The following is a 12,964-nucleotide window of genomic DNA, read 5'->3' as shown; positions in this document are numbered from 1 at the left end:
ATCTATCAAATTTACGAATTATTAAATTATAGATCATTTTAGAGCAGGTAGCCGTAATTTTGCACCCTACAAAAACAGGCATGAAGGTAATTGAACATATAAATAAAGCCCGCGAAAAGAATGAGACATTGATCTCATTCGAAATACTTCCACCGCTGAAAGGCAAGGGGATCGAAGGCTTATACGATCATCTCGATCCGTTGATGGAGTTTAAACCTGCTTATATCAACGTTACCTACCACAGGAGTGAGCATGAATTCAGAAAGAATCCCGATGGCAGTTTCAAAAAGGTAACGATCAGGAAGCGTCCGGGCACAGAAAGTATTTGTGCCGCTATCATGAACAAATACAACGTGGATACGGTCCCCCACCTGATCTGCGGCGGATTCAGCATCATGGAAACGGAAGATGCGCTGATCAACCTGAATTACCTGGGCATTGATAATGTGCTGGTTCTCCGCGGTGATGCAGCAAAAAACGAAACGGCCTTCATCCCGCAGCCCGACGGTCACCTGTACGCGGTGGATCTGCTGAAACAGGTCGCCAACCTCAATAACGGTGTTTATCTTGAAGAAGAATTGATCAATAGCCGGAAGACAGACTTCTGTATCGGCGTAGCCGGATATCCTGAAAAACATTTTGAAGCGCCGAACATGCAGACAGACCTGGCATATTTGAAAGCTAAAGTGGACGCGGGCGCCGATTATATCGTGACCCAGATGTTTTTCGATAACGCTAAATATTATGCATTTGTAGAGGCCTGTCGCGCCAATGGTATCAATGTGCCGATCGTGCCGGGTCTTAAACCGATCTATAACAAGAAGCAACTGACCGTGTTGCCAAAAATATTCTCGATCGATCTGCCCCAGGAATTGTCCAACGAAGTGTCGCGCTGCAGGAACAACGAAGACGTAGAGAAAGTGGGCGAGGAATGGCTGCTCGAACAAAGCCGGGATCTGAAGAAAAACGGTGTTCCGGGGCTTCATTACTACACCCTGGGCAGACCCGGCATTGTGGCCAATGTCGTGAACCGGATGTAATAGCTATTGTTATAGTCTTCGGCGAAGCACTTTCGCAGGTTGCCGCGTCGTGCCGTTGCGCACATCACAACTCGTAAATCGTAATTCATTTTGTCTCGAAAGAAAAAAAATATCACGCTCGAAAAAATATTGATTGAAGACTATGCCGCCGAAGGGCGCTCCCTGGCGCGCGTGGACGGGAAAGTATATTTCGTGGAACAGGTCGTGCCCGGAGATGTGGTGGATGTGCGGCTTACTAAAAATAAGAAAGACTGGGGCGAGGGATTTCCTTCTCATTTTCATAGTTATTCCGACAAGCGCGTCGATCCTTTCTGCCAGCATTTTGGAACCTGTGGCGGTTGTCAATGGCAAATGTTGCCTTACGACTTGCAATTGAAATATAAGCAGCAACAGGTGGTGGATAACCTGAAGCGGATCGGGAAAGTGCAGCTGCCTGAAATTCAGCCAATCCTTGGGGCTAAAAATATCACTCGTTACCGTAACAAAGTGGAATACACTTTCGGAACTGATGAGTTCCTGACCAAGGAAGCGCTTATTCAACAAAAGGAAGATGGCCCCTCCGGCGAAAAAAACAAAAAGCCCGGGGCTGCAGGGTTTCATGGTCGCGGATTTTGGAGTAAAGTGGTGGACATAGAAACCTGTCACCTGCAAAGCGAACCGACCAATGATCTTCGCCTGGCAATCAAGAAGTTTGCCCTTCAAAACGGCTGGAGTTTCTACAACCTCCGCGAGCAGCACGGGTTCCTGCGTACGATGCAGGTACGTATCTGCGAGACCGGAGAATGGATGGCCAATATTGTGGTGGGAGAGGCGGATATGGACAAGATCAAAAAGCTGATGGACTTTGTCCTGCAACAATTTCCGGAGATCACTTCTCTGCTTTACACGATCAATACCAAACAAAACGATAGCCTGCACGACCTGGAGCCGGTGACCTATCATGGCAAAGGCTATGTGATCGAAAAGTTGGAAGACTACCAGTTTAAGATCGGACCGAAGTCTTTTTTCCAGACGAATACCCGGCAGGGTGAAGAGTTGTATAAAATTACACGCGATTTTGCCGAGCTGACCGGCAGCGAAACCTTGTACGATCTCTACTGCGGAACGGGTAGCATCGGCATCTTTTGTAGCCGGAACGCGGGAAAAATTGTCGGCGTGGAAGTGATCGATGCGGCGATTGAAGATGCTAAAGAAAATGCGGCGTTGAATCACCTCGACAAAACCCATTTCTATGCAGGTGATGTAATCAAGATCTGCGATGATGATTTTTTTGCCAGGCACGGTCGGCCGGATGTGATCATTACCGATCCGCCACGCGCAGGGATGCACGAAAAACTGGTACAAAAGATCAACGAAATGGCAGCGCCCACTGTAGTATATGTGAGCTGCAACCCGGCCACCCAGGCACGGGACCTGGCCCTGCTTGATGAGAAATACGCTGTCACCAGGATCCAGCCGGTAGATATGTTTCCTCATACGCTGCACATCGAAAATGTGGTGCAGCTGAAACTGAGGTAGGGCGGCACGTCAAAAACACCCGGCACAGCCGCTTTCCGGCGATCGCCCCTGAATATTCGGTCTGTAAACTCCGCCAGTCTTGCTATCCATTGGCTATCTTTGCCGCATGAGTTTTTATCAGAGACCTGCAGAAAAATTTCCGCCAGCGGTAAAGAATTTGATTTTGATTAACGTGCTTGTTTGGGTAGCGCAGCTGATTTTTGATCCACGGTATAACCTGACTGCAAAAATAGGACTGTGGCCGGTAGGGTCCGACGAATTCCGTCCCTGGCAAATGGTAACCCACATGTTTGCTCATGCAGCATACAACACGAATGTTTTTGGAGAGCCGACCGGAGGGATTATTTTTTTTCATATCCTGTTCAATATGTTTGCACTGTGGATGTTCGGACGGATACTCGAAAACGTATGGGGTTCTAAAAGATTTTTGATTTTTTACATGATCTGTGGTCTGGGCGCTGCTGTAGCTCACCTGATTACCAGTTCAGGGATGGCAGTGGGCGCATCGGGCGCGGTATTCGGCGTATTGGTCGCTTTTGCTATGACCTTTCCCAACACCGAACTCTACATCATGCTCATCCCGATACCTATCAAGGCCAAATGGGCAGTGCTGGGATTAGTGGCGCTGGACTTGTTTGGAGGATTTTACCAGGTGCCGGGAGACAATATCGCTCACTTTGCGCACCTGGGCGGGGCGCTCACAGGCTTTATTTTGCTGAAAATATGGAACAAAAATAACCGGAGAACGTTATACTAGAAAACCGGGTTGGCGAAGCCCGCATCAGGTACAAAACAGTGCTGTAAAAACAGGAATATAGTTATGGGGATTTCGGATAGAAATTACGACTCGAGGCTTTCTTTTGGAAACAAAATGAATCCGTTGGTGATCTTGCTGGCCATCGCCATGATCATTTTCGTGATCCTTACCTTTTTCAAAGGGTTGGCCTACCTCCGGCTGCCCAAAAACAGCGACGTGACGGGTGTTTTCAATGAGAATGTGCTCTGCTGGTTTGCTTTGTCCGGCAACCTGGGTGAAGCGCTGACCAAACCCTGGACGGTTTTAACCTATTCGTTTGTTCACGTCAACATCTGGCAGCTGTTTGCCAGCCTCATCTGGTTGTGGAGTTTCGGCTATATATTAATAGACCTCACCGGCTACAAAAAGATCGTCCCGGTTTTTTTATATGGCACATTGGCGGGAGCGGCTGCTTTCCTGATTGCCGCTTCGACCATGCCGGCGACGGCTACCGGCGGATTGCCCTATTTCCTGGGCGGTGGCCCGGCCGTTCTTGCGGTTTGCGCAGCTGCCACCACTATTTGCCCGAATTACAAGATCTTTCCCATGCTCGGCGGTGGCATTTCCTTATGGATATTATCCATCATTTACCTGGCGATTGACCTGGCAACGCTTCCGGCCGGCAGCCCGGCGCTGCATATCGCCCATCTCGCCGGTGGTTTATCTGGATTTTTATTTATTTTCCTGCTGAGACGTGGACTGGATGGTAGTGATTGGATGAATAACCTGTACGATTGGGTGCTCAATCTCTTCAACCCCGAAAAACCGGATCAAAAAAGAAACCAGATCAAATCGACGCTATTCTACAATGCTGCACGGGCGCCCTTTTCCAAGACGCCCAAGCTGACCCAACAGAAATTAGACGAGATCCTGGATAAGATCAACCAGCACGGGTATGATCAGCTGTCCACCGACGAAAAGGAATTTTTAAAGCGGGTTAGCAATGAAGATCTTCGCGGGAAATGAACTGCCCTGTAATTTTTATACTTTTAAGTTTTAATTTTTGGTTTAGTTCTCTATCTTCCCGGTTGGAAACTACGTCATGGGGATATTTGCGAGAATAAGCAATCGGGTGTTGCTGGTGATCAACAGCATCGTAGTAGCCGCTTTTCTGCTGGCTTGCCTCAATCCGCATATCAATCCTCAAAGCTGGCCGCTTATTTCACTGATCAGCCTTACGTTTCCCTTTCTGCTCCTGCTCGTCATTGTATTCATGGTGTGGTGGCTCTTCGTCCGCAGAAAATGGGCCTTATTGTCCGGGATCGCGCTTCTGCTCGGTGGCGGCGAGATCACCAATTTTTTTGCCCTAAGGTTTTATGCCTCTTTCAAAGAGCCTAAAAAGGAAAAAGCGATCAGGGTGGCCACCTGGAATGTAGCACGCTTTATCGAGATGATCAAGAACAACAATATGGGCAGCCAGACGCGCTACAAAATGTTGAAGCAGATTAAAAGTGTGAATGCCGATATCCTTTGTTTCCAGGAGTTTTCATCGTCGATCAATCCGGACTGGTACAATAATATTGTGGCGGTAGGAAAGGGGCTGAAATATCCTTACTATTATTTTTCTCATGATCTGGATGGCGACGGTCTATTCAATGGCAGTGTCATCTTCAGCCGGTATCCCATCATTGACACTGGTATGGTGCGGTTTCCACGGCCCACCTTGCCGGATGCGTTGGTGTTTACTGATATCAAAGTGGGCAAGCGGCTGATTCGCGTCTATACCACCCACTTACAATCCAATCAATTCAGAAAAGAAGATCTTTCGAAGATCGAAGAGCTGAAAGGGGCGAAAGGAAATGTAATTGGCAATGCGCGGCATATCTTCTCTAAGCTGTCTGTGGCTATCCGCCATCGGAGTATCCAGGCCGATATGGTCAACAGCGTGATCAACAACAGCCCGCACCCCGTGATCTTCAGCGGAGACCTGAACGATGTCCCTAATTCTTATACCTATCGAACCATCAAAGATGATATGCAGGATGCTTTTCTAAAAAAGGGCTTTGGTGTAGGCAGAACCTATTCTTCACTGTCTCCTACCTTGCGTATTGACTATATTTTTACCAGCGACGCCTTTGAAGTGCTGCAATGCAAGCGCATCACTACCCGCTATTCGGACCACTACATGGTAGTTGCCGACCTCCAGCTCAACCCATAAATCACAGGTTCAACGAATTTTTACTGCCATTCGTCGAAAAAATTCAGTAGACGCCTTATATATTATTATATTTAATAACATTCAAGGTGCTCGCCCTGTTCCCCACGCGGTCTTATTATTTGCCACATCGTATCATGATCCTTGTTGGAGCACTTGCCCGATCGTTACGGGAGTTATCAGATACAGCTAAAACTATAAAGGAATAAACGGATGAAAGACGTACTATCATTACGAACCACATTGTTACTGCTGCTCTTTTTCGTCATTGTACAGGTATTAAGAGCCTGATCCTGCCAGATATTATGACCATTGGCGCAGCCCGACAGCAACCGGGCTAATGGCTGGCCCTGGGCTTCCAGTGTCAAGTGTTCTTCAAACAATAGGGAGTGGGCGCACAGGAGCTTTCCGGGTGCCGCCGGGACCGGTTCAGAACCGGTTTTTTTATTGCCTCTTATATCCGTTATTTTTGCATTCCTTTTTAGAAAAGCAGGAACAATGAGTGAGCTAAAAGTTTATAATTCCTTATCGAGACAGAAGGAAGTTTTCGAGCCGGTAACGCCGGGCTATGTGGGTATGTATGTGTGCGGACCGACTGTCAGTGGAGAAAGCCATTTGGGGCATGCAAGGCCTTATGTAACTTTTGATGTATTGTACCGCTACCTGACGCACCTGGGGTATAAAGTCCGTTACGTGCGTAATATTACCGATGCGGGGCACTTTGAAGAGGAGGGCCGCGAAGCGGAAGACAAGATCTCCTCTAAAGCCGTGCTGGAAAAGCTGGAACCGATGGAGCTGGTGCAGAAGTATACGAATCTTTTCCATTGGGCCATGCTGCAGTTCAACAACATTCCGCCGTCGATCGAGCCCACTGCCACGGGGCATATCGTTGAGCAAATCGAAATGATCAAAAAGCTGATAGCAGACGGGTATGCGTATGAAAGCAATGGTTCGGTGTATTTTGATGTGAAAAAGTATGCGGCGAATTACGATTATGGAAAACTCAGCGGCAGAAAGATCGAAGACCTTTTAGAAAATACGCGGGAGCTGGAAGGGCAAGGAGAGAAAAGAAACCCGGCCGACTTTGCCTTGTGGAAAGCCGCGCCGCCGCAACACATCATGCGCTGGCAAAGTCCGTGGGGAGAAGGCTTTCCCGGATGGCATATTGAATGTTCTGCAATGGCTACCAAGTACCTGGGAAAGCAATTTGATATTCATGGCGGCGGTATGGACCTGATGTTTCCCCATCATGAAAGTGAAATCGCTCAAAGTACCATCTGCAATCATGGGGCACCGGTTAAGTACTGGATGCATAACAACATGATCACCATCAACGGCCGGAAGATGGGGAAAAGTTATAACAACGTTATTAAACTTACAGAACTCTTCAGTGGCGAGCACCCGTTGCTCAGCCAGGCGTTTCATCCGATGGTCATTCGCTTTTTTATCTTGCAAAGCCAGTATCGAAGCACGCTCGATTTTAGCAATGAAGCGCTGCAGGCCTCCGAAAAAGGACTGAAAAGGCTTTGGGAAGCATATGAGAATTTACAAAAATTACAGTCGCGCAGCGACGAACTGGGTGAAGAAGCCGGTGACAAAGAACTCGATGATAAGGTCAACAAATGGCTGGACGAGTTTGATGCGTTTATGAACGACGACATCAACACAGCGAAAGTACTGGCCAATATGTTCGAACTCGCGCCTGTTATTAATGGATTAAAAGACAAAGTGGTTGATATCCAATCTTTATCAGCAACTACCTTTCATAAGCTTCAAACGCAATTCAAGGTATTCCTTGAAGATATTTTCGGACTGAAGAGCGTAACAGAGGCAGATAACGAAAAGCTCAAAGACGTTATGAACCTGATCATTGACATCAGGAAAGAAGCGCGCAGTAAAAAGGATTTTGTTACTTCTGACAAGATCCGCAACCAACTTGCAAGGATTGGCATCTCTCTAAAAGATGAGAAAGACGGCACGATCAGCTGGAACGTGGAGTAGGAGTAGGGGTGTGATTCAAATCCAAAGATGGTCAACTGTTTTCTCTAAACTGTTTATTTTGTATGTACAAGCTCTGGGCAACGATAAAAAAGGACTGGCGCATATTGACCCGCGACGGGGTGGGACTGACGCTGATGTTCCTGATGCCGATTGTTTTGGCGATTGTGATCACCACGGTGCAGACCAGCACTTTCGAACTGGTGAATAACAAGAAGGTTCCGCTTTTATTATTGAATAAAGACCAGGGCGCAGCGGGAAAAGAGCTGGAAGTAACTTTGCAAAAAGGTGGTATGTTTACTGTCAAGCAGGTAGCCGCGGCGCAGGGAGAAACTGTTTTAAAGCAAAGGCTTCAAAATAAGGAGGCGTTGCTGGCCCTGATCATCCCCGAACAATATACGGCCGATGTGCTCGCTAAATCGGAGCAGGTGGCCGGACAGGCTTTACAATCCATCGCCCTCGATGCAGCGCCGCCTGCCGACCGCCGGAAAGCAGCATCGGTCATCCTTTATTATCACCCGGTGCTACAAAGCTCATTCCGGCAGGGTATGGACGGGGCGTTGAACAGTGTGCTACAGATCGTTCAGAGTAAATATATTGTCCGTCAATTATATAGCTCCATTAACGACTCCGCCGCGCTGCCGAATGACCTGGAGCAGGAGATTCTCACCAACCAGACGCCTATCGAACAGTTTTCGGTGTCGAAAGACGGAGATCATATCCTTGTCAACGCTACCCAACACAATATTCCGGCCTGGACCGTGTTTGCGATGTTCTTCATCGTGATTTCCCTGGGAGCAAGCATCGTGCGCGAAAAGAATAGTGGTAGCTTTATGCGCTTAAAGACCATGCCCACGTCGCTGACCCTGGCCATGGCGTCGAAACAAATTACTTATATCGCCATTACAGTGATACAGGCGCTGATCATCTTCTCGATCGGAAAATGGATCTTTCCTCATATCGGTCTTCCGGGTCTCGACTTTCCCAAAGACACTGCCAGCCTTTTGTTAGTGATCGTCCTGTGTGGTTGGTGTGCGGCCAGCTTTGCGATTATGATCGGCGTGTTTGCCAAGACACAGGAGCAGAGCAACGGCGTTGGCGCGGTAATTATAGTGTTGTTTGCCGCTGTTGGTGGTTTGCTGGTACCGGCCTTTGCCATGCCGCAGTCTATGCAAACGATTATGAGAATATCGCCTCTGCACTGGTGCCTGGAGGCTTTTTATGGACTGTTCCTGGAAGGAGGACGGTTAAAGGATATTTTCTTCACACTCATCCCAACCATCACCATGATCCTGGTGTTTCAATGCATCGCCTTTATCGGGATGAAACGCCAGCGACTGATTTAAATAACGGTTTATTGCAAGACGCGTCTATTTCAGGGTCTTACATCGAAACATAAAAAAAGCATCCTGAGTGAATGCAGGATGCCTTACATTATTTTCAACCGAAACCATCGATTCTCCGCTAGATCGTCCATTGATCATGGACCACGCCCACCAGGTAGTACTTCCCGTTAACTTGTTTAAATACGAGCCGTACTGATTTCCAGTCTAACCCTCCGTTTTTCTTGGTGCCGGGAAGGTAGCTTTCTGTAAAATCACTGTTTTCGTAAGCGCTTTTGAGATTATTGATGGAGTTGCCGGTTTTGATCACCTCGTTGATATTGTATTTTTCAGGCTTAAGAAAATTTGCATCATAGACAAATTTCTCAAAGTAATCGGCCGGTGTAAGCATGATCACATCTCCGCTGCCGTCATAGCTGCCCCAGTTGACCGGTTTGTTTTTATTAGTGGTAACCAGCTTCCTGAATGCTTCGCGTGAAAACTTGCGATCATCGGGCTGCACGGTTGCGTAAGGTGAAAAACGAATACCTTCTTCCGGGTGTATCAGCGAGTCCAGTCTGGCATACTGTTTTTCTTTGAAGATGGTCAATACTTCTTTTGTGAGGCCGGTCAATACTGAATCTTTGCTCATATTGCTATTCAAAGAGTCCCGCTCATTAGCGATCCTGATGGAATCGGCCAGTTCACCCAGGCTGACATGGGTAGAATCTTCGGCGGGCTGATCGCTACCGCTTTTATTACATCCGTTTTTACAACCAACAATAAAAGTGCTGCTCAATACCAGGAGGGCAAAAATCTTCTTCATAACAATAAGGTTTCTTTGAATAAAGTTAAAACGTCTGCGGCGATTATAATGATAACAAAGGTTTAAAACTAAAACGGCAGATCGTCTTTGGAGTCGTCGTAGTTGATGTCCGGAGGCATTTCGTCTGCATAGCTGTTGTTACCGGCAGGGCCTGCGGCGCCGGCTTTTTCCACCTTCCATGCTTTCACGTCCGTGTACCATCTTCCATTATATTCCCGGCTTTCCACGTCAAAAGAAACATTCAGCATATTGCCTACCTGTAATACTTGTTCATTGATTTTGTCGCCCCAGATGGAGATGCATACTTTTTTAGGATATTGTCCGCTCGTCTCAACGATGATCTCCTGCTTACGCCATTCGTTCCCTGTTTTACCTGTGCCACGCTGCATCGGTAATACCTGTACTAATTTTGCTGTTAATTCCATATATATTTTATTGGTCACAAAGATAAAGGCAATACGCTTAGTCTAAATGGATCGAGCCACTTTTCGTCTGTATATATATTCTTTTGTTGGCCGCAGAAGACAATTTCTTATCCGGGTGCCTGTCCGGTCAGCATTTGCGGGTGTATGAAAAATCACAGCGCTTTTCATTGTGGCTGAATTATATTTGTGATTCAGATGACCCAATTGAAAGGGTTGCCAAAATAGGGGAGATTGACTAAACGCGGGATGCAGAAGTATTCTCTGCTAAACGCCGTCCACCAAGAGTTTCGCTTCGGTAAACTAAGTCTGGGTTATTCCATATAATCATGAAGAGGGCGGACCTGGATCAACGAGGTTTCAGAGTCCTGTCTGATCAGTTAAAATAAATGTATCCTATCTGGTTTAATTATAAAACGTATCAAATGTTCCGTATCAAGTATTATGTTCCAGCTGTACTATGTTTTTTCTTCGCCCTCTCTCTCGTCGCGCAGGAAGATCTTACGTATCAAAAGCCATCAGCGCCTATCCTGGCATTGACTGATTACGAGCGGGCTCCATCCGTATCGATGGATACCAGGAAAGTATATATGTTATTATCCTACCGGGATGTTTATAAATCCCTGGACGATCTGAACCAGGAAGAGATGCGGCTCGCAGGCTTGCGCATTAACCCGGTAACCAACATCGCATCGACCGTTACTTACGTCAACAACCTGAAGATCCGGAAAATAAAAGATACCAGGACCGAGCCCACCCAGGTTTCGGGATTGCCGGATAACCCTAAGATCACTTACGTATCCTGGAGTCCAGATGATTCCAGGATCGCCTTCACCAACACTACCAGCCGTGGAGTGGAGCTATGGGTGATCGATGTGGCTACCGCTCGGGCGACTAAGCTTACGGAAGACAATCTGAATGCGAATATGGGATCGCCTTACAGCTGGCACAAAGACAATAAAACCCTGCTCGTGCGGATGATCCCGGCTGGGCGCAAGGCGTTGATCGACGAAAAGAAAGATCTTCCCAAAGGGCCGATTGTTTCGGTGGCCGAGGGACAAGTGTCGCAAAACAGGACCTACCAGGATCTTCTGAAGAATAAAACAGACGAACAAAACTTTGAAACATTGGTCACGTCGGAGCTGTACAATGTGAGCCTGGATGGAACCAAACAATTATACAAGGCCGCCGATATTTACTCCGATCAGTCGGTGTCGCCAGACGGCCGGTACCTATTGCTGACGACCATCAGCAAGCCTTTTTCATATATCGTGCCCCTGTATCGGTTCCCTCAGAAAGAAACCGTATATGATCTGAAGGGCGAAGCCATCAAAACAGTGAACGAAACGCCATTGGTAGAAATCATACCCAAAGGATTTGGCGCCGTGCCGACCGGAAAAAGAAATGTGGGATGGAGAGCAGACCAACCGGCTACCATTTATTATGTGGAGGCGCTCGATGGCGGCGACCCCGCTAACAAAGCGGACTTCCGTGATGAAGTGTTTGTGTGGGAAGCGCCATTTACCGGGGCGCCGGTTTCTATTGCCAGGACCCAACAACGGTATGGCGGTATCGACTGGGGAAACGCCACAACAGCGATCGTCTATGACAACTGGTACAACACGCGCAACCTGAAGACCTACCTGATCAATCCGTCAGCGCCACAGCAGGATCCCAAAGTGATCTTTAACCGCAACTACCAGGACATTTACAGCGATCCGGGGCAATTTGAAACCAAAGAAAATGAATACGGGAGGCAGGTGCTGGCCATCGAAAACGGCAACCTGTTTTTGATTGGGGATGGATTTACCAAAGAAGGCCAATATCCTTTTATTGATGCGTTTGATCTGAACACGTTGAAAACGAAGCGCCTCTACCAGAGCGCGTTTAAAGACAAAAAGGAAGACATTTTTTCTATCGAAGACTTTAAGAATGGTGTCGCGCTGGTGCAGATACAATCAAGCAGCGAGTATCCGAATTATTATTTCAGAAACTATAAAAAGAAGATGGCGCCGCAACAGGTGACCTTCAATAAAAATCCGTTCGAGGCGATCAAAGAGGTGCATAAGGAAGTGATCAGGTACAAACGCGCAGACGGTGTGGATCTTTCCGGAACCCTGTACCTGCCGTTGGGTTATGATAAGAATAAAAAAGAAAAGCTGCCCTTGCTGATATGGGCCTACCCACAGGAGTTTAAAGATAAAAACAGCGCCGGTCAGAATGATAAAAATCCTAACGAGTTTACATTTCCTTATTACGGATCGTTTGTGTATTGGGTGACAAAAGGATATGTGGTGCTGGATGATGCTTCTTTCCCGATTATCGGCGAGGGTACCAAAGAGCCTAACGATACCTTTATCGAACAGTTGGTAGCGAATGGCCGCGCAGCCATCGATGCGGTCGATCAGCTCGGCTATATCGACCGAACGAAGGTCGCAGTGGGCGGACACTCTTATGGCGCGTTCATGACCGCGAACCTGCTGACGCATTCCGATGATTTTGCCTGTGGCATCGCGCGCAGCGGCGCTTACAACCGAACGTTGACGCCGTTTGGCTTCCAGAGTGAGCAGCGGAATTACTGGGATGTGCCCGAAGTGTACAACACCATGTCTCCGTTCATGAATGCGCAGAAAATGAAAAAGCCTATCCTGCTGATCCATGGAGAAGCGGACAATAACCCGGGCACGTTCACTTTGCAGACGGAACGCTATTTCCAGGCGATCAAGGGCCTGGGCGGTAAAGCGAGAATGGTGATCCTTCCCAAAGAGAGCCACGGTTACGCAGCGAAGGAAAATATACTTCATTTGCTGTGGGAGCAGGAACAATTCCTGGATAAATACCTGAAAGGGAAATAGGGAGATAGTGGGATGAACGGATCCGATCCGGT

10 protein-coding genes are annotated in these 12,964 nt (G+C 47.6%); 8 read left to right on the top strand and 2 right to left on the bottom strand.

What is annotated here, in order from left to right; genetic code table 11:
* Positions 1 to 80: 80 nt before the first annotated feature.
* The 7 genes from metF to ACU37H_RS09790 all read left to right on the top strand — a co-directional run bounded on the left by metF (position 81) and on the right by ACU37H_RS09790 (position 8,853).
* On the top strand, positions 81 to 1,040 hold the full coding sequence (gene metF, locus ACU37H_RS09820; protein WP_472701698.1) for a methylenetetrahydrofolate reductase [NAD(P)H]: 960 nt from the start codon (positions 81 to 83) through the stop codon (positions 1,038 to 1,040).
* A gap of 90 nt (positions 1,041 to 1,130) precedes the next feature.
* On the top strand, positions 1,131 to 2,558 hold the full coding sequence (gene rlmD, locus ACU37H_RS09815) for a 23S rRNA (uracil(1939)-C(5))-methyltransferase RlmD (protein WP_472701699.1): 1,428 nt from the start codon (positions 1,131 to 1,133) through the stop codon (positions 2,556 to 2,558).
* Between the two features lie 172 nt (positions 2,559 to 2,730).
* A complete protein-coding gene (locus tag ACU37H_RS09810) occupies positions 2,731 to 3,315 on the top strand; it encodes a rhomboid family intramembrane serine protease (RefSeq protein WP_472702361.1) in 585 nt (194 codons plus the stop codon).
* Between the two features lie 63 nt (positions 3,316 to 3,378).
* Positions 3,379 to 4,320 (top strand): rhomboid family intramembrane serine protease, encoded by a 942-nt coding sequence (locus tag ACU37H_RS09805; protein ID WP_472701700.1) that lies wholly within the window; start codon positions 3,379 to 3,381, stop codon positions 4,318 to 4,320.
* Between the two features lie 76 nt (positions 4,321 to 4,396).
* Positions 4,397 to 5,512, top strand: coding sequence for an endonuclease/exonuclease/phosphatase family protein (locus ACU37H_RS09800; RefSeq protein ID WP_472701701.1), 1,116 nt, complete (start codon positions 4,397 to 4,399; stop codon positions 5,510 to 5,512).
* Between the two features lie 495 nt (positions 5,513 to 6,007).
* Positions 6,008 to 7,510: a cysteine--tRNA ligase gene (gene cysS / locus ACU37H_RS09795; RefSeq protein WP_472701702.1), complete on the top strand. Its 1,503-nt coding sequence runs from the start codon at positions 6,008 to 6,010 to the stop codon at positions 7,508 to 7,510.
* A 62-nt stretch (positions 7,511 to 7,572) separates the two neighbouring features.
* The gene (locus ACU37H_RS09790; RefSeq protein ID WP_472701703.1) at positions 7,573 to 8,853 is read left to right on the top strand and encodes an ABC transporter permease; all 1,281 of its coding nucleotides are present in this window, start codon (positions 7,573 to 7,575) and stop codon (positions 8,851 to 8,853) included.
* A gap of 118 nt (positions 8,854 to 8,971) precedes the next feature.
* Here the strand turns inward: ACU37H_RS09790 and ACU37H_RS09785 are convergent, their stop codons facing one another.
* Both ACU37H_RS09785 and ACU37H_RS09780 read right to left on the bottom strand, forming a co-directional pair.
* Positions 8,972 to 9,655, bottom strand: a complete 684-nt coding sequence (locus ACU37H_RS09785) for a hypothetical protein (RefSeq protein WP_472701704.1) — start codon at positions 9,653 to 9,655, stop codon at positions 8,972 to 8,974.
* Between the two features lie 68 nt (positions 9,656 to 9,723).
* A complete protein-coding gene (locus ACU37H_RS09780) occupies positions 9,724 to 10,080 on the bottom strand; it encodes a DUF3127 domain-containing protein (protein WP_472701705.1) in 357 nt (118 codons plus the stop codon).
* Between the two features lie 422 nt (positions 10,081 to 10,502).
* On the opposite strand from ACU37H_RS09780, the gene ACU37H_RS09775 reads away from it, so the two are divergent.
* A complete protein-coding gene (locus ACU37H_RS09775) occupies positions 10,503 to 12,932 on the top strand; it encodes a S9 family peptidase (protein WP_472701706.1) in 2,430 nt (809 codons plus the stop codon).
* Positions 12,933 to 12,964 lie beyond the last annotated feature (32 nt).

It is taken from the genome of Niabella sp. ZPM-14, from assembly GCF_055693045.2.
The sequence above is the reverse complement of the archived record's forward strand: the minus strand, read 5'-3'. Positions and strand labels throughout refer to the sequence as shown.

Bases quoted from the DNA above. Each gene is read 5' to 3' on its own strand.
- ACU37H_RS09780 (WP_472701705.1), bottom strand. From the start codon at position 10,080: ATGGAATTAACAGCAAAATTAGTACAGGTATTACCGATGCAGCGTGGC.
- cysS (WP_472701702.1), top strand. From the start codon at position 6,008: ATGAGTGAGCTAAAAGTTTATAATTCCTTATCGAGACAGAAGGAAGTT.
- ACU37H_RS09800 (WP_472701701.1), top strand. From the start codon at position 4,397: ATGGGGATATTTGCGAGAATAAGCAATCGGGTGTTGCTGGTGATCAAC.
- ACU37H_RS09775 (WP_472701706.1), top strand. From the start codon at position 10,503: ATGTTCCGTATCAAGTATTATGTTCCAGCTGTACTATGTTTTTTCTTC.
- metF (WP_472701698.1), top strand. From the start codon at position 81: ATGAAGGTAATTGAACATATAAATAAAGCCCGCGAAAAGAATGAGACA.
- ACU37H_RS09790 (WP_472701703.1), top strand. From the start codon at position 7,573: ATGTACAAGCTCTGGGCAACGATAAAAAAGGACTGGCGCATATTGACC.
- ACU37H_RS09785 (WP_472701704.1), bottom strand. From the start codon at position 9,655: ATGAAGAAGATTTTTGCCCTCCTGGTATTGAGCAGCACTTTTATTGTT.
- ACU37H_RS09805 (WP_472701700.1), top strand. From the start codon at position 3,379: ATGGGGATTTCGGATAGAAATTACGACTCGAGGCTTTCTTTTGGAAAC.